The 18,462-nt window shown below is 43.1% G+C and carries 14 protein-coding genes and 1 pseudogene; 14 read left to right on the forward strand and 1 reads right to left on the reverse strand.

The window, feature by feature from the left end; translation table 11 throughout:
- A partial coding sequence (locus tag DWW33_RS15880; protein WP_207664206.1) for a hypothetical protein occupies window positions 1-198 on the reverse strand: 198 nt, incomplete at its 3' end.
- Between the two features lie 142 nt (window positions 199-340).
- Between DWW33_RS15880 and DWW33_RS12370 the strand changes: the two genes are divergently transcribed.
- From DWW33_RS12370 to DWW33_RS12435, 14 genes and pseudogenes are all read left to right on the forward strand, one after another.
- A complete protein-coding gene (locus DWW33_RS12370; protein WP_044986705.1) occupies window positions 341-742 on the forward strand; it encodes a hypothetical protein in 402 nt (133 codons plus the stop codon).
- A 54-nt stretch (window positions 743-796) separates the two neighbouring features.
- On the forward strand, window positions 797-1,639 hold the full coding sequence (locus DWW33_RS12375; protein ID WP_004611540.1) for a hypothetical protein: 843 nt from the start codon (window positions 797-799) through the stop codon (window positions 1,637-1,639).
- A 12-nt stretch (window positions 1,640-1,651) separates the two neighbouring features.
- Window positions 1,652-2,062, forward strand: a complete 411-nt coding sequence (locus DWW33_RS12380) for a DUF4313 domain-containing protein (protein ID WP_006858871.1) — start codon at window positions 1,652-1,654, stop codon at window positions 2,060-2,062.
- Window positions 2,063-2,074: 12 nt separating this feature from the next.
- Window positions 2,075-2,587, forward strand: coding sequence for a PrgI family protein (locus DWW33_RS12385; RefSeq protein ID WP_118173456.1), 513 nt, complete (start codon window positions 2,075-2,077; stop codon window positions 2,585-2,587).
- A gap of 92 nt (window positions 2,588-2,679) precedes the next feature.
- Window positions 2,680-5,061 carry a VirB4-like conjugal transfer ATPase, CD1110 family gene (locus tag DWW33_RS12390; RefSeq protein ID WP_117482438.1) on the forward strand — a complete coding sequence of 794 codons (2,382 nt, stop codon included), beginning with the start codon at window positions 2,680-2,682 and terminating at the stop codon, window positions 5,059-5,061.
- 123 nt (window positions 5,062-5,184) lie between these two features.
- The gene (locus DWW33_RS12395; RefSeq protein ID WP_118639670.1) at window positions 5,185-7,122 is read left to right on the forward strand and encodes a C40 family peptidase; all 1,938 of its coding nucleotides are present in this window, start codon (window positions 5,185-5,187) and stop codon (window positions 7,120-7,122) included.
- Window positions 7,123-7,172: 50 nt separating this feature from the next.
- A complete protein-coding gene (locus DWW33_RS12400; RefSeq protein ID WP_118639631.1) occupies window positions 7,173-8,069 on the forward strand; it encodes a hypothetical protein in 897 nt (298 codons plus the stop codon).
- A 27-nt stretch (window positions 8,070-8,096) separates the two neighbouring features.
- Window positions 8,097-8,315, forward strand: coding sequence for a DpnD/PcfM family protein (locus DWW33_RS12405; protein WP_106765261.1), 219 nt, complete (start codon window positions 8,097-8,099; stop codon window positions 8,313-8,315).
- Window positions 8,312-8,680: a hypothetical protein gene (locus tag DWW33_RS12410; protein ID WP_118639632.1), complete on the forward strand. Its 369-nt coding sequence runs from the start codon at window positions 8,312-8,314 to the stop codon at window positions 8,678-8,680. Before DWW33_RS12405 ends, DWW33_RS12410 begins: the two co-directional genes overlap by 4 nt.
- A gap of 14 nt (window positions 8,681-8,694) precedes the next feature.
- On the forward strand, window positions 8,695-16,347 hold the full coding sequence (locus DWW33_RS16335) for a helicase-related protein (protein ID WP_118639633.1): 7,653 nt from the start codon (window positions 8,695-8,697) through the stop codon (window positions 16,345-16,347).
- 13 nt (window positions 16,348-16,360) lie between these two features.
- Window positions 16,361-16,978 carry a class D sortase gene (locus DWW33_RS12420; protein WP_117477952.1) on the forward strand — a complete coding sequence of 206 codons (618 nt, stop codon included), beginning with the start codon at window positions 16,361-16,363 and terminating at the stop codon, window positions 16,976-16,978.
- Entirely contained in the window at window positions 16,971-17,369 is a 399-nt protein-coding gene (locus DWW33_RS12425; protein ID WP_117477953.1) for a hypothetical protein, read from the forward strand. Before DWW33_RS12420 ends, DWW33_RS12425 begins: the two co-directional genes overlap by 8 nt.
- Window positions 17,370-17,372: 3 nt before the next feature.
- Complete coding sequence (locus DWW33_RS12430; RefSeq protein WP_117477954.1) at window positions 17,373-18,062, forward strand: SpoVG family protein; 690 nt, start codon at window positions 17,373-17,375, stop codon at window positions 18,060-18,062.
- A gap of 60 nt (window positions 18,063-18,122) precedes the next feature.
- Window positions 18,123-18,359: pseudogene (locus tag DWW33_RS12435) on the forward strand (DUF6674 family protein); the annotation flags it as partial.
- Window positions 18,360-18,462 lie beyond the last annotated feature (103 nt).

Raw genomic sequence — 18,462 nt, forward strand, 5'->3', positions numbered from 1 at the left:
AGAACTCAAGGCTGCTTTTTCGTTTACACCAACTCCGATTGTTTCCTTAACAGTTTGTCTGACTGATAAATAATTTAATAACTGTTTTACAAAGCACTTTAGCCAATAATAGGTTAGAGTGCTTTTTTCATGCCATAAAAGGAGGTGATTGAAGCACAACGCATCGGGGAAAGCCCGATTAATCTTTACAACAGGCATTGCCTGATAATCATATAGTAAAAAAACAAAGACAGAGAGGAATGTATATATTCCATTCGGAAATCAGCCGGATTGGAATGTGTACATTCCTTTCTGGCTTTTTCCATATCTGTCACACATCAAGAAAAAGGAGATTTTTATCATGAGAAAAGAACAGATTACAGTAACTAACAATTCAGTCTGCAATAGTGCAGAAAACAAGGGTTTGGAGGGAAAAGGCATGAAGAGAAGATTACTTCATTTTAAGAAAAGAATGGTTCCGGCAGTATCCGGAGCACTTATGGGAGTAATGCTTATGAGCACTACTTGTTTTGCAGCAGGTACAGGTACTTCCGCAGTAACACAGCCGCTTGAGAATTTAAAGACACTTATCATTGCAGTCATTGGTGCGGTTGGTGTCATCATTCTTGCAAAGAATGTTATGGAGTTCGCACAAGCCTACCAGCAGCAGGATTCATCTACCATGAACTCCGCTCTGAAAGGAATTGTGGCAGGTGTCATGATGGCTGGTATTTCAACAGTTCTGACATTCTTAGGCTTCTAAGATTAGGGAAATGCATTTCCCCTTTTAGTAAAAGGAAAGAGGTGAATAACAAGTATGGATATTTTTAAGCTTGGTGATAAGATCCTTGCACTTCTTGAGGCAGTGTTTGGGTTTTGGAACAATCAGATATCCCTGGTCTTTGCAATGCTTGGACAGTCACCGGTCAGTTTCAAGGGCGGAGGTCCCTGGGCAGTCATTGAGGGTATAGAGCCGGTCTTTGTAGCGGTCGGCTCTTCCCTCGTTGTGCTGTTCTTTGTTATCGGTTTCTGCTCGGAAAGCATAGATGTAAAAGATGAGATGAGGTTTGAGTCTATATTTCGTATGCTTATCCGACTGGGACTTGCAGAATGGTTTGTTGCAAATAATGTCACGATTATGAAAGCGTTTTTTACTTCCATAGGAAATCTGGTGGGACTTATATCTGCGGGGACAACGACGCAGCTTGCCATTGACAGTACACAGGCAGACATCATTAAGGGACTCGGATTTGGTGAGAGTCTGGTAATGCTGATACTTACAGCTTTGCTTGCAATCATCATTATTATCTGTGGATTCTTTATCATTTACACAGTGTATTTCAGGTTCTTAAAGATACTGATTATTGTGCCGCTTGGTGCGATTGCATGCTCCACAATGGCAGGAAACAGAATGGTCAGTCATACAATGGCTACCTACTGCAAATATTTTCTTTCGTGTGTATTCGAGGCAGTAACGATGGCACTTGCAATTGTGGTATGTAATGCATTTATCAATGCAGGACTTCCGGCATTTACAGGAAGTTACGCTGACTGGGCACAGACGCTTATTTATTTGTGTGAAATGACATTTACGATAGCAATGACTGTTGGAAGCGTGAAGGGTGCACAGACACTTACAAGCAAGGCATTTGGATTATAGAGGGAGGCAGAAATGGATAATGAAAAGAAACAGGTTACTTATAATTCAAGCATAACCGGAGAAACGCAGGTGACATTTGATATCCAGCAGTATATGAATAACAGGGCAATGTTTATCGGTCTTATGTGTAATGAAGATGGATATGAGGAGCCTTTTGGGGATGTGACTGTGAATTTGTCGGTTGCAGCACCAAATTACTGCGGATATCTGAATGTGAATGACATGCCGGATATTGAAAAGTTTATTACAGACAATGACCTTGGAGAGTTTACAGGATTCACGCAAAGGAGCGGTTTCTGCGAATATCCGCTTTATCTGTTCAATGTGGATAAGCTTAGGGAACTGTGTCCGGATGGAATGGATAAGTATGAGGCGAATATTGGAATGACAAGAAAGCCGGAAACAAAGGATTTATCAAGATAGGAGGCAGGGACAATGGTAATCGAAGTAAACAAGGATATTGACCGCTATCAGGAATCGGTTGCGATGGGACTTACTGCAAGGCAGCTTATATTTTCCATTGCAAGCGTAGTGGTCGGTGGCAGTATTGTCCTTCTTCTTTACAAGTATATCGGTCTTACGGGTTCTGCTTATGTGGCAATTCCATGTGTGGCACCGATTGCTCTTGGCGGATTTTATTCCTTTAATGGGATGAATTTCTACGAGTATATGGGAAAGAAACTGCATTTTATGTTTGGCAACAGGGCGCTTACCTATGTATCAACAGAGGGAGAACCTGCAATAAAGCAGTTAGAAGCAGAACAGAATGAACAGGTAAAGAAGAAAGGCAGAAAGGCAGAACAGGAGACTGTAACAGCTGATTCGGCTGTAAAGAAGCAGGAGGAGTTTGAAGCAATGAAGAAAAAGACGAGAAACATGCTGCTTGGACTTGTCGCAGTCATTGTGGCGGCAGTAGCAGGCATTGCAGCATATAAGGCAATGCATTAGAAACGAATAGTATCTGACCGCAAGGTCGGGAACACAGCCCGCAGGGTGAAGTTCCCGGCGGGCTTTCATTATAAGAAAGCGAGGTTAGAGACATGGGTTTATTTACAGACGGATTTAAGTTATTAAAGAAGGCGAGTGAGCCTTTGTATAAGACACCTAAATCCATTCAGGAAACCATAGAGATTATGGCGGTGGCTGAAAACGGCATTTTTGAAGTAAGCAAAAATAAGTATTCCAAATGCTACCGCTTTCAGGACATCAATTACACGACAGCAACCGAGGATGAGCAGATCGGCATATTTGAGAGATACTGTAAGTTCTTAAATTCGCTGGACTGTAATTATAAGATTACGATCAACAATAAGAACAAAAACATGGATGAACTCCGTGACAAGGTTCTGATTGCTGAGAAAAATGATGGCTTCAATAATTATAGAAGTATCTACAATGACATCATTGAGGAGAAGATTATTGAGGGCAGACAGGGGATTGAGCAGGAGAGATACCTGACGATCACGATAGAGAGAAAGAACTTTGAGGAGGCAAAGGCACAGTTTGCAACCCTTGAGGCAACGATACACAAGGCTTTCATTGAGCTTGGTGCGGAGATTGTACCGCTTAATGGCAATGAGAGACTGAAAGTGCTCTATGACTATTATCATCTTGGAGATGAGGGCAGCTTTGATTTTGATATCAAAAAGGCTAAGAAGGTCGGGGCAGATTTTAGAAATGATCTGTGCAATGGCATGGTGAAATATTTCCCAGACCATTTTGAGGATGAGAGTAAATTCTGCAAGGCACTTTTCATCAAAAAGTATCCGAGCAGTTTATCAGACAGATTCATCAATGAGATTACTTCACTTCCGGTTCATTCCATCACGAGCATTGATGTGGTGCCTGTTCCCAAGGATTTGACCACAAAGGTGCTTCAGAAGAAATACCTTGGCATTGAGTCGGATATCATTAAGCAGCAGAGAGTCCGTAATAAGAATAACGATTTTTCTACGGAAATCTCATATGCCAAGAGAACGGAGAAAAAGGAGATTGAGGAAATCATGGATGATGTCCGTGAGAATGACCAGTGCCTTTTCTTCGTGGGAGTAACTATTATTCTTATGGCAGAAAGCAAGAAGGAGCTTGAGAGTGTATGTGAGACTGTGGAGACTATCGGAAAACGTAACAGCTGCACGATTGATACACACTACTTAAAGCAGAGGGAAGCACTCAACACAGCACTTCCGATTGGAGTAAGACAGGTGGAGACAATGCGTACCCTACTTACCCAGTCACTTGCGGTGCTTATGCCATTCAATGTGCAGGAACTTAATGACAGCACCGGCAATTACTATGGTATCAACCAGATCAGCAAGAATGTGAATATCGGTAACAGAAAGAAGCTCATCAACGGAAATGGCTTCGTTTTCGGAGTGCCGGGTTCCGGTAAATCCTTCTTCTGTAAGATGGAGATGGGCAGCGTATTCTTGTCGGGAGATGATGAGATAATCGTCATAGATCCAATGAACGAATACTTTGATATAGCTGATACTTATGGTGGAACTGTAGTAAATATGTCCACCTACACGGATAACTATGTGAATCCGCTGGAGATGGACGTATGGAGTCTTGATCCGAATGATTCCAAAGGAATGGTAAGAGAAAAGGGCGAGTTTATGCTTGGACTTTGTGAGCAGTGTATCGGAGACAGCTTAAATTCAAGACAGAAGTCAATCATTGATCGTTGTGTGAGAAAGCTGTATATCGACATTGCAAGGAGCAAAGAGAAGTATATCCCGGTGATGAGTGATTTTTACGATATCCTTATGGCACAGCCGGAGGATGAGGCAAAGGACATTGCATTGTCTTTGGAGCTTTTCGTAAATGGTTCACTTAATATCTTCAATCATCAGACAAATGTGGATGTGGATAACAGATTCACAGTATATGGCATCAGGGACTTAGGTACGGAGCTTAGTCCTATCACAATGCTTGTCATGATGGAGTCTATTCAGAACAGGATTGTTGAGAATGGCAAGAGAGGCAAGGCAACATGGCTCTATATTGATGAGTTTCACGTCCTGCTTAATTCCGAGTATTCTGCAAAATATCTGCAGCAGCTCTGGAAGAAAGTAAGAAAGCAGGGAGGACTTTGTACCGGTATCACGCAGAATGTCGTCGATCTGTTGCAGAACTATACAGCAACCACAATGCTTGCAAACTCTGAGTTTGTGGCACTCTTAAAACAGGCGAATACAGACAGTTCCAAGATGGCGGAAGTTATCGGGGTATCAGAGGCACAGCTTAGATTCGTAACCAATACCGCATCGGGAATGGGACTTATCAAGTGTGGCTCTGTGGTGATTCCGTTTGATAATCAGATTAGCAAGGATACAGACCTTTACAGACTGTATAACACCAACATTCATGAGAAGATTGCAGAACAGAAGAAGCGTGAAATGCAGAACAATGTCGAATAATGCTGATAGAGGTCGCAATTTGCGACCTCAAAGCATAGCCATCCGGGAAGCTGGGTGGCTGTTTTGCATATTGAGTGAAAGAAGGTGAGAACATTGAAGATAAAGAAAGTGGATGACAAACCAATGGTCATTCACACCAAGGAGAAAGCCAAGATTCATGCCCACGAGCCAAAGGGTGCCAAGATTAAAGGCAGCAATATCTATACAGTAGAGAGAGGACCGAAAGTGCATGATGCTAAAGCCAATGAAATGGATAAAAAAGCATCTGCAAAATTGATGCTTCAGAAAAGTACTGATGGAAAGAGTACTTATAGAAAGAGTACCATTCATCAGTCGGAGGCTAAGGATAAAGGTCTTTCTAAGTTTAAGCGTAACATCAGAGAGTCAGGAACTTCAATCAAGACCAAGAATACCAATCTTCACATTGCAGGAAGAACTGGAGCACTTGCAGCCGGGGCAGTAACAGAGCAGGTGGAAGGCGGGCAGGAGGTATCGCAGGCAGCATATCTTGCATATGAAGCAAGCCGCCCTGTTACCGGAACTGCTTCTAAGGGCGCAGCACTTTTCAGGAAAAAGGCGGCAGCCGAGGCAAAGAAGCGTATCAAGAAGGTAGAGGCAGGAAAGAAGCTGGCAAAAAAGACAGCAAAGAAAGCTGCCAAAGATACAGCCAAGGCGGTAGCTAAAGAGACGGCAAAAGAAACAGCCAAGACTACTGCCAAGGTTGTAACAAAAACTGCAACAAAGGCAGCTGCTACAGCGGCAGGAACAGCGGTTGCACCGGGAGTTGGCACTGCAATCGGCATGGCTGCCGGATATGCTGCAGGTGTGTCCATAGAGGTCAAGGATGAAAAGATGACCAACCGGAGCAGGAAGATAAAGTTCTTTCTGGATAAGATGAAAGCACAGGAGAATCAGACAGACAGCGTGGCAAAGCTGGTAAAGGATCTGATTGTGCGAAAAGCGATTACCTGGGTAAAGGCAGCTGCACCGATTATCGGATTGGTGCTTTTATTACTTGTTCTTGTAGTTGCCATGATTGCGGTTCCGGTTATAGCGGTGATAGCAATCCTTTACAATTCTCCATTTGCTTTATTTCTGCCACCACTTGAATCAGGAGATACCGTGCAGACAGTAACGAGTGCTTATGTGCAGGAGTTTAACCGGGATGTTAATACGAAAGTGAATGAGCATACCGGATATGACCTTGGAGAGCTTGTATATGTGGATTATGAAGGTATGGAAGAAAACCCAAGCAATTACTATGACATCATGGCAGTCTATATGGTCAAGCATGGTGTCGGAGATACAGCAACAGTCATGAATGATACTTCAAAAGGCTGGCTGCAGGCAGTTGTAAATGATATGTGTTCATACACCACAAGCACCGGAACAAAGGATGTGGAAGAAACGGATGCAGACGGCAGTGTAACTACTGTCACAAAGTCGGTTCTGTATGTGAATGTCACACTAAAATCGTACAGGGATATGATTTCGGTCTATGGATTTAATTCTGATCAGGTGGAAATGCTTGAGCAGATCATGAGTCCGGAGTTTATGGGACAGCTTGGATATGCCGGAAGCGGAAGTGGCGGCGGAGGCGGAAGTCCTGGAGTAAGCTCCATGACTGAGGATGAAATCAATGCCATCCTAAACGGAATTACAGACAGCAGGCAGAAAACAGTCTGCTCCTATGCACTTCACAGAGTTGGCTTCCCTTATAGTCAGGATTTAAGAGACAGCGGTAACTATTATGACTGCAGCTCCTTAGCCTATTATTCATGGAAGGATGCAGGCGTGGATATTAGTTACGGCGGTGCAACCACAGCGGCAGCGGAGGCACAGGGACTGGATGAAGCCGGAAAGACAGTCTCCTTTGATGAGTTACAGCCGGGAGACCTTATCTTCTACAGTTTTACAAGCAACGGAAGATATAAGAACATCAGCCATGTGGCAGTATATGTCGGAAATGGCAAGGTGGTAGAGGCACTTAATGAAAGTCTTGGTGTGGTCTACAGGGATGTGGCAAGCACAGGAAAGATTGTTGTGATTGGAAGACCATAACAGAAAATTTGCTGAGAGGGCATAGTCCCTCTCTGAGACTGGAGGTAAGAATGGATTTAAAAGATATGATACTGGTAACAGAAAACGACAGGGGAACAGAGATAAATATGCTGATGACTCTGGATGATTATAAGAGTTTTATAGCAATTGATGACATGTCAGAGCTTGCAGACCATCTGTTGCAGCTTGGAAGGACACTTGGTGAAGCAGATAACTTCACAGAGTATTACAGGGCAGCAAATGTAACTGTATCTGCGAGATTCTGTCTGGATGATATTCAGCTGGGACATTTTCTTCAGGGATTTTATAACGATTCCAAAAAATTTCGGTTTGATAAAGAAGCCAGTTCTTCTGAATGTGTTGCAAAGCTTAAGGAGATTGGAATGACCGATAAGGGCTGGGTGGATGATTTTAACCTGCATTATGAAATGGAGAACCGCTCATTTGAAAGGGGACAGACATTTCATAACTTCAATGACCATGATTACATGGTGCTTGAAGCATTATCACCAAGAAATCTTGTGGTGATGGATATGAAGTCAGGTTCTCTTACAATCGCCCTTGGTGCGACAGAGTATAAGCGTTATCCGAAGGATGAGAAGCCTACAAAGGACAATACCACAATCGGGGTATCGTGGGAGCATGGCATTTATCTAGGTTCCACACTTTCAACTACAAATTTCAAGGCATGCAAGAGGGAGTATGGCACACCGGAAAAGATAGAGGATATCTATGATTACAGGGCAAAGCTAAAGCAGAAGTTCTATTTTTATCAGGATATGTCAAAGGATGATGATGTACCGAAGAAGCTGCAGAATGACTTCCTTCACCAGATGTATGAGGATTTTGGAACGATTGAAGAGGACTGTTTTTACGACAGGCTGGAAGATGGAAAGTACGATGAAGGCTTTAAGGAAAGACAGGTAAAGGAAGAAAAGAGCCGGTGATGAGATTTTTACAGGAGGCGATATCATATGGAACAGGAATTTGATGTTGAGATAAAAGAAGTGCTTTCACGAGTACAGAAAGTAAAGGCAGAGTCGCTTGACGATGCCATCAATAAGGCAATGGATATGTATTATGCAGAGCAGATAGTCCTTGGAGCAGAGGACATGAAGGGAGTTGATTTTGCGCCTATCAGCGAAGGTCAGCTCCCTTATTCATTAAAAGAAAACGGAGGAAAAGCAAGATGAAAAGTGATTCAACAACAGTAATTAAGAACATGGAGTTTTTAGTAAAGGAACTTCATAAGGAGTGGGACAGATCGGGTGCTTCTAAGGCATCCGTTATTATTTCCCTTGAGGAAGTAGATGGTATCAATGATAAGTTAAAAGAGATTATCTATCAGACACAGAAGTCAGTCGATGAGGATGAGCTGACCTTTAAACAGAGCATTGCAAAGTCCAAGGAGTGCTATGTGATTCTTCGTGTGGTGCGTAAGATTGCAAAGAAAAAGGATAAATGCGAAAAACAGGCAATCGACAATAAATTTGCAATCGAGCTGGATAAGGATGAGTTAAAGCTATTTAAGGGATTGTTTGCAGAGATGTTTAAGTAGAGGAGGACAAAGGTATGGGCGTTGATATGAAGGTCAAAGCGATATACGATTCTGAAATTGGTAACATCACAAGATCAGAAAAGAACTGGAAGGATGTGTTAAAGGTCGCAGGTCAGTTATACCGCTATGAATTTGACAATATCGTTATGGTAACAGCTCAGAGACCTCCGGAAAAAAGCACACTCATGGCAGATTATGATACCTGGAAAAAGGTGGGAAGATATGTAAAGCGTGGTGCGAAAGGCTGCGCCATCTTCCCGTCAAGGGCACTGAATCCACGCATGAGGTATATCTTTGATATCAGTGATACCGGAGGGAAGAATGTTAAGTTGACATGGGACCTTGAGGGAGAAAATCTTAAAGATTATGTGGATTTTCTTGTGTCAGAAGGTCAGATTGAGCAGTACGATAACAGCGACAGGGAGTCTCTAAAAAATATATTAAAACAGTTTACAGGAACAGATGTTTGGTTTATAATAAAAGAAGAGTTCGGAGACCGAATGACCGAGCTTATGCAGCTATCAGGTAGTGTGATAAAGGAAGAAAGTAAGAAACGCAATGGCTTACAGCAGGAAATGGACATGGAGCAGCTTGTATATGCAAGTGTCATGTATGCTGTAGGGACGAGATGCGGATTTGACTTATCTGTGCAAGAACAGGATTTTAGTCAGATCGTAAATATCAAAGACGAAGAGATCATTTACCGTCTTGGTTCCATTGTATGCGATGTCTCCTGTAGTGTTCTTAGAGAATTTAGTCGTAACTTAAAGGCAATCGAGAGCGAAAGGAGAATTGGATATGTTAGAAGAAATGACTTACAAGGAAGTGGACGGACTGCTTTATCCGCAGATAGAGATGCCGGACGAGACGGAGGATCTCACGAAGCTGGGCAAATACGGAAGGATGGCGATGAACTATCTAAAGGAGAACGAGCCGGCAAGATACAAGACGCTGATGAGATTCGGGAAGATGTACGAGAAGATGTCAGCGGTAGAGGAGGAAGCGAACCAGCTGTACGACCAGCTGGAGATGCAGTATCTGGCGAAGCACAAGCCACAGAATCCGTCATCGACAATGGAGATGTGGAAGATAAGAGAGCAGGCGAAGATGCAGGCAGAGGAAGTGGTACTGAATCAGATAGTGATGCGATTCCACTAGAATCAGATGATACAGAACTGAATAGGGAACTTGATGAAATCAATTCATTGGGTGTTAGTAAGGAAGCCGAATATACACAGGCTTCCTTTTTTTTCGACCAGAACGGGCAGGCAAGCATTGGCACCATTCATACTGAGGACGAAAACAATAATCAGTTTATGCGTCAGTTCGAGCAGGACAGAAAAGCTGCATTAGCAGGTAAATACAATTACCTGAATCCCAAAAAGTCTGCAACAGTACCAAGTGAGTATATCAAACAGGTGCTTATGAGAGGTACAGGTTTTATCGGTGGTAAGGGCAGGGTATGCAAGATTTTTGAAACAGAGATTGATGCAGGAACCAGGGCAAAGCGTATCAAAGCAGAATATGGTCAGGGAGGTGCAGGCTGGCCGGTTGACGGACTGGGACTGCACGGATATGACACATTTCATGGGAATGGACTGCGTTTTCAGTGGCGAGATGAGGATGGAGAGGTTGAAGGATATGTTTCGTGGAAAGATATCGAAAAAGAGCTTGGTGTCCTTATTCTTACAGGGGAATACCAGCCTGAGACACCTCGTATTGATGAGCTTGCGATGGACGGACTCCGTGAGGATGATGAGGTCATTGATGCCGAATACCGGGAAGTGGAACCGGAGGAGGCAGAATCAGAGATTGATGATTATGCAATACCGGATGAGCCGGAGAGCTATGCTTCTAACAGAGATTATGTAAGTGCAAAAGGCATGACACCACAGGAAACTGCCGATGAAGACCGCATGGTAACACAGGCAGAATATGGTGCAGAGATAGAAGCTGAAACAACTGAAAAAGATCCATCAGAGCTTCAGTATATTACACCGATTGATTATGCCAAGCGTATTGCAGAGCTTGATGAAGACCTGCGTGATGCGGCGGAGATTCTTGTAACAGATTGCAGCTGCTACACTCCGTTTAGGGCATTCCTTATGGATGTGGTGCAGTCTGATTTTGCATTTATGCCCAATAAACTTGACCTTATCAGGGATATTGCATTAGGGACAGATAATGCAGAAAGAAAGGCATATTCCAACAATAAGTATGGTCTTGTGGAGTACTCAATCAGAAGTGGATATGTGAAGATCAGCTATAAGAACAGGAATGGTGTGCGTAAGGAAGGTGCTCTCGACTGGCGTGAGTTATATGAGATTTTATCCTATATGGTAAAACAGCCATTTTACTGCGGAGAAGACCAGAAAAAGTATTATCAAGAGATAAAGCAGAAGGCTGACAGGGATAAGATGAATCCGGTCTATAAGAGATTCTTTGACATCGAGGATAGTGTAAAAGCTAATCGTCTTGAAACCAGGGAAAGAGCAATAGCGAATGGATGGGAAACCAAGATTGATGAGAATGGACATGTAGTTTCAGATGATGTGGTATCAGTATCTGTGGATGATATTCAGGCTGATACAGAATCACAGGAAACTGTAGATTTTACACCAAAGCAGGAACCAGTACAGCAAGTAGAAAGTCTTGAAAATGAGAAGAATGTTGCCGGGCAGACGAAGCACAACTTCCATTACAATCTCTGGGAAATGGAAAAAGGCGGTGCCAAGACCAGATATCAGTGGAATATGGATGCAATTCGTACTTTAAAGCAGATTGAATCAGAAAACAGGCTTGCAACACCGGAGGAACAGAAAACCTTGTCGAAGTTTGTCGGATGGGGCGGACTGTCACAGGCATTTGACGAGGAAAACGCAGGCTGGAGCAAAGAGTACAAAGAACTCAAAGAGATGTTATCGGATGAAGAGTATGCTGCAGCTAGGGCAACAGTAAACAATGCCTTTTATACTTCACCGGAGATTGCCATGTGCATGAACTCGGCACTTGTCCAGTTTGGTTTCAGAGGCGGCAATGTATTAGAACCATCTATGGGTATCGGTAACTTCTTTGGGAGTATGCCGGCACCTATGCAGAGAAGTAAGCTGTATGGGGTGGAGCTTGACAGCATTTCGGGAAGAATTGCAAAGCAGCTTTATCAGAATGCCAATATCAGTATCACAGGATTTGAGAATACCACATATCCGGATAACTTCTTTGATGTAGTTGTCGGAAATGTGCCATTTGGTGATTATAAGGTTTTTGATCCGAAGTACAACAAGTATAACTTCCGTATCCACGATTATTTTCTGGCAAAAGCACTTGATCAGGTAAGACCGGGAGGCATGGTTGCGGTGATTACCACAAAGGGAACACTTGATAAGGCAAATCCTACTATCCGAAAGTATCTGGCTGAAAGAGCAGAGCTTGTGGGAGCGATAAGACTTCCGAATACTGCATTTAAAGATAATGCAGGAACCGAAGTGACAGCAGATATCCTGTTTTTGCAGAAAAGGGAGAGAAAGATTGATATTGAGCCGGACTGGGTACACCTTGGTGTAACTGAGAATGGCATTGCAGTCAACTCTTATTTTGCAGAGCATCCGGAAATGATGCTTGGATCTATGGAATATGACACAAGGATTTACGGACAGGACAGCAGATACACAGTCTGCGTGAATGATGATGAGAACTTCAATATTTATGAAGCATTAAACAAAGCTATCGGTAATATCAAAGCCCAGATGACAGATTTTGAGAGAGTGGCAGATGAGGCGGAGCAGACGGAGGAAGTTATCCCGGCTGATCCGGATGTGAGAAACTACACTTACACATTTTTTGAAGGAAAACTCTATTACAGGGAAAATTCCGAGATGGTAAGAAAAGAAGTATCACAGACTGCCGAGGAGCGAATCAGAAGCCTTGATGAAATCAGACAGATAACAAGAGATCTGATTGATATCCAGATGGATGGCTGCAGCGAGGAGGAGCTTTCTGATAAGCAGAGACTTCTTAATGTAAAATATGATGCCTTCGTAAAGCAGTATGGAGCCATTACTTCAAAAGCAAACAGAATAGCTTTCAGAGATGACAGCGATTACCCACTTCTTTGCAGTCTTGAAGAAGTAAATGAAGACGGGGAGGTGAAAAAAGCGGATATGTTTTATAAGCAGACGATTAAGGCAAAGACTGTCATAGACAGGGTTGAGACTGCTGTGGAAGCATTGAATGTATCCGTCAATGAATTTGGATATGTAAATCTTGCCTATATGCTCTCTATCTATGAGCCGGATATTACTAATGTAAAGGAAGAACTTGCAGAAAAGTCCGGGCAGACAGCTGATGAGATAACATTTAGTGATGATGCTTTGGCAGAGCTTAGAAGGGCAGTTCTTGTGGAAGAGCTGGATGGATTGATTTTCCTAAATCCCGACCGCTACAACGAGAACAATCCCGACATCGGCTGGGAGACGGCAGACGAGTATCTTTCCGGCAATGTGAGAGACAAGCTTCGTGTAGCAAAGGCTATGGCAGCGGATACAGGCAATCCGCAGGCAGAAAAATTTGCAGGCAATGTGGCAGCACTTGAAAAGGTACAGCCGGAGTGGATTGAAGCCTCGGATATTGATGTAAAGATTGGCACGACATGGATTGAGCCGCTTGATTATGAGCAGTTTATCTATGAGCTTCTCAATACACCAAGACGGGCAAGGGCAGTCAGAAGCCAGTTTTACAATACAGGCATTCAGGTACACTTAAATAAGATGAGCATGGAATGGTTCATCGAGAATAAAAGCATGGATAAGCATTCAGTGGCGGCTACTAAGACCTATGGTACAAGCCGCATGGATGCTTATTCTATTTTTGAGGATACGCTGAATCTAAAGACAGTAACAGTCAGGGACAGGATTGATGACGGTGATGGCAGGTATCATTACGAAGTCAATAAGAATGAGACAATGCTTGCAAGGGAAAAGCAGAACATGATCAAGGAGAAGTTCAAGGAGTGGCTGTTTGCAGAGCCGGAGCGAAGACAGAAATATGTGGAGTATTACAACGAGACATTTAATAACATCCGCCTGCGTGAGTATGACGGAAGTCACTTACAGTTTCCGGGAATGAATCCGGCGATTGAGTTAAAGCCACACCAGAAAAATGCGGTGGCAAGAATTCTTCTTGGGGGAAATACTCTGCTGGCACACTGTGTCGGTGCCGGAAAGTCATTTGAGATGATGGCTGCCTGCATGGAGCAGAAGAGACTTGGACTTGCCAATAAGACAATCATGGTTGTACCAAAGCCGCTTATCGGTCAGACGGCATCAGAGTTTTTAAGGCTTTATCCGTCAGCAAATATCTTAGTTGCCACGGAGCGTGATTTTGAAAAAAGCCGCAGAAAGCAGTTCGTATCAAGGATTGCAACTGGTGACTATGACTGTATCATCATGTCACACTCACAGTTTGAGAAAATCCCAATCTCCGCAGAGAGAAAGGAGCGAATGCTTAACGAGCAGATTGATGAAATCAGCTATGCGATTGATGAGATGAAGGAGCGTAACGGAGAGCGATGGACTGTAAAGCAGATGGAAAGCCAGAAGAAAAAACTGGAGGAACAGCTGAAATCCTTGTCAGATGAGAGCAGGAAGGATGACCTTATTACCTTTGAGGAACTGGGTGTAGATTCTATTATGGTAGACGAAGCACATAATTTTAAGAACCTTGCGATTTTTTCCAAGATGAATAATGTGTCAGGTATCAGCAGTAGCGGAGCTAAGAAGTCAACGGATATGCAGCTTAAATGCCAGTATTTGTCTGAGATAAATGATGGCAGGGGTATTGTGTTTGCAACAGGTACACCAATATCCAATACCATGTGTGAGATGTATGTCATGCAGCTTTACTTACAGAAAGCGGCACTTGAAGAGATGGGGATTTATCACTTTGATTCTTGGGCAGCAAACTTTGGTGAAGTGACAACAGCACTTGAGCTTACTGTAGAGGGAAGCGGATTTCGTTTTAAGAGCAGATTTAATAAGTTTACGAATCTGCCGGAGCTTATGAATATCTTCCGTGAGGTAGCAGATGTGCAGACCGCAGACATGCTTGACCTTGATGTGCCAGCTCTCCGTGGCGGCAAGCCTATTATAGTGGAGTCGGAGCCTGACTGGTATGTGAAGCAGGTCATGGAAGACTTTGTTGTGAGGGCAGAGCGTATCAGAGGCGGTGGAGTTGATCCAAGCGTGGATAACTTTCTAAAGATTACCCATGAGGCAAGACTTCTTGGAACGGATGCCAGACTGATTGATAAGGATGCGCCGAACAATCCGGATGGAAAACTCAATAAGGTAGCGGAGAATGTATGGAAAGAATATGAGAAAGGAAATGCTGATGGTCATATAGGCTGCCAGCTTATTTTTTCGGACATCGGCACACCGGGACCAGATAAGGACTTTACCATCTACGATTATCTGAAAGAAACACTGATCCAGTATGGTATTCCGGCAGATGAGATAGCTTTTATTCATGATGCCAAGACGGATGCACAAAGGGACGCACTTTTTAAGGAGATGAGGACAGGTAAAAAGAAGGTTCTTATCGGTTCAACGGACAAGTGTGGAACAGGTGTCAATGTGCAGACACACCTTGTTGCAATGCATCATGTGGATTGCCCTTGGAAGCCTTCTTCTATTGAACAGAGGGAAGGACGAGGCATACGACAGGGTAATGAAAATGAAGAGGTGGCAATCTACAGATATGTCACCAAAGGGACATTTGATGCATACAACTGGTCGCTTGTTGAAAATAAGCAGCGATTCATCAGTCAGGTCATGACAAGCAAGGCTGTAAGCCGAAGCTGTGAGGATATCGACGAGGCAACACTTTCCTATGCAGAGATTAAAGCGGTTGCCACAGGCAATCCTTTAATCAAGGAAAAGATGGAGATTGACAATGATGTCCAGAGATTAAAGCTCTTAAAGGCATCCTATGACAATCAGAGATATGGCTTGCAGGATAACTTTATGATTAAGTATCCGAAGCTGATTAAGACAGCAACAGAAAAGCTTGCCAATGTAAGAGAGGATGTAAAGGCAAGGGATAAAGAGCTGATTGATAATCCGGAATTTGCCATTACCATAGGCAAAGTAACTTACACAGAGCGTGTGGATGGCGGAACGATGATGCTTGAAGCAATCAGTAAATGTAAGACCGGAGAGACAACTGTAATCGGTAAATTCCACGGATTTGAGCTGCTTGTGGAAAAGAACTTCCTTGGCATCAATTATATGGTGCTTCGTGGAAAGACAGAGTATAAAGCAGAGCTTTCCACAAGTCCTGTCGGCAGCATGGTGAAGCTGGAAAACCTGTTCAATGGACTCCATGAGAACATTGATTTCTTTGAAAAGAAGATTGAGCAGTACCAGAATGACCTTGAAGCATCAAAGGCAGAGTATGACAAGCCATTTGCGTACAGCAAGGAACTGGAAGAAAAGCTGGCTAGGCAGTGTAAACTGAATGCCCAGCTTGACCTTGAGAACGCAAAGGCTGTGGATGCAGACCTGAGCGGACCGGAGGAAGAAAGAGAAGCTGATGACAGAATGGAATCTGCAGCAATTGTAGCAGAGGATAAAGGTGCTTATCCAGCCGACAGAGAGGGCAGAACACGATAGGAGAGTGAATAATATGAGCATAAGAAAAGTGGTCGCAGGACTACTGATTGCAGCAGGGATTGCCATTATGGCAGTCCCTTTTTTCTGGCGGACAACCGGAGAAAAACAGACAGAACAGCTCATAAGTGAATTTGAGCAGACATTGGAGGATGATTACGATGAAGAAACAGATGTGGAGGAAGAGCAAACCTCCATTAGTAAAGAGGATGAAGCCATTCTTAAAGAAGGCGGTGTTATCGGCATCATTGAGATACCGGGCTTAGATATCAGGTATCCGGTAATGGAAGGAACCACAAGTAAAGTGCTTAATGCAGGGATTGGTCATATAGAAGAGACTGCAGGAATCGGAGAAAGTGGCAACTGTGTATTGTGCGGTCATAATGGCAGCAGATATGGCACATTTTTTACACCACTAAGTCAGATATCCATAGGTGATGAAGTAATGATAACCGACAAAAATGGGCTGAAGCATATCTATGAGGTAATAGAGACAGAGGTAGTAAATCCGTATGATAACAGCATCAAGACACAGGGTACAGAAAAAGAATTAACTCTTTTTACCTGTTCCCAGAAAGGAACCATGCGTTTTGTGGTCAGGTGCATTTATAAGGAGGCGGTGATGGATGAATAAGAGATACCGATTAGGTGAGATAGAAGAGGCAGTAGCAGAAATGGAAGAGCTAATTGACATCGAGGATGATATTGCTGAGATTGATGATGACTTTCAGATAGTCGTAAGCGGCTGGTCTGTGTATGTCGAAAGCCTGAATCTGACACTCAGACAGGGAATAGCCTGTGTATGGGATGCAGAGGAAGGATTATTTATGCCTGATTTTGATGTGACTATCGTGTATGAGGGGAACATTGAAACACAGGAGTGGCTCTATTACGAGCAGGATGGAATGGTCGTTACACTTGGCAACTGGCTTAATGGCAGATTGTCTTGTGAACAGATAGAACAGCTTTGGTGTGAGCTTATCATACCGGAGCAAAACAAAGAACAAAAAGAAAGCGAGGAATAGCATATGAAGTATTCAATTAAAGTAAACGAAGTAAGAGCAAAAGAGGGCAGCAACATCAAAGGATTTGCAACAGTAGTATTTGGTGATTCATTTAAGATTACCAATATTGCAATCCTTGAGAATAAGGATAAGGGAGAGCTTTTTGTATCAATGCCAAGATACCGCTCCAATGAGCGTGATGAAAGCAACGGTGTGATCTATAAGGATGTGTGCAATCCTATCACAGCAGAGTTTCGAGAGGAACTCTATACCAATATCCTTGATGCCTATGCAAGAATTAAGGAACCGGAGAAAGAGGAGACACAGAAGCAGGAGCGTACACAGGAAATGCCGGAGTTTTCCGTAACTGTAACACCTTATGAGAGGGAAGGTAGTAACATCAAGGGACTTGCACGCATTTATTTTGAAAACAGTTTCATCGTAAATAACATCAATATCGTGCAGGGCAAAGAGAAAATCTTTGTATCAATGCCTTCTTATAAGACAAAGCAGGTGGACGAGCAGGGCAAGCCAATCTACCAGGATGTCTGCTATCCGGTCACAAAGGATTTCAGGGAAAAACTCTATAATGAGATTATCTCTGAATATGAGAAAGCAAAGGATAAGAGCAACGAAAATGCAAGAGAGAGTGCAGAGAAACATCATGGCAATCCCGATAAAGAGAAGGACAAAGAGGCGACGCCCTTTCGATAATCAGTAATCAGAGTACAGGGGCGGCCAAGGCTGCCCCATTTACAGAATGGAGGAAACAGAATGGATATGGAAGCAGGAAAAACACTTACCAATGAGGAGGTCATAAGAGAACTTCTCGACTTATTAAAGAAAAATGCCATGAAAGAGCAGGCAAACGATGTATTTGAGATATGCAGCTATGTGGATGGACTGGAGAAAAAGATTGATTCCATGACGGAAGAACTCACCAATATGCAGAACCAGATCAAAGAAATGCAGGAAGATACTCTTGTCAATAATGCTAAAAAGGGCTTGACAAATAAAGGGTTAAGGAATATAATTAGATTCAGTTTTATACAAGGAGTTAATAAATATGCGGCAAGGTATTCTTAAATAAACTGTCAATTTGATAGTGGGAACA

The organism is Roseburia sp. AF15-21, from assembly GCF_003479505.1.
In the GTDB taxonomy this organism is placed as follows: domain Bacteria; phylum Bacillota; class Clostridia; order Lachnospirales; family Lachnospiraceae; genus Roseburia_C; species Roseburia_C amylophila.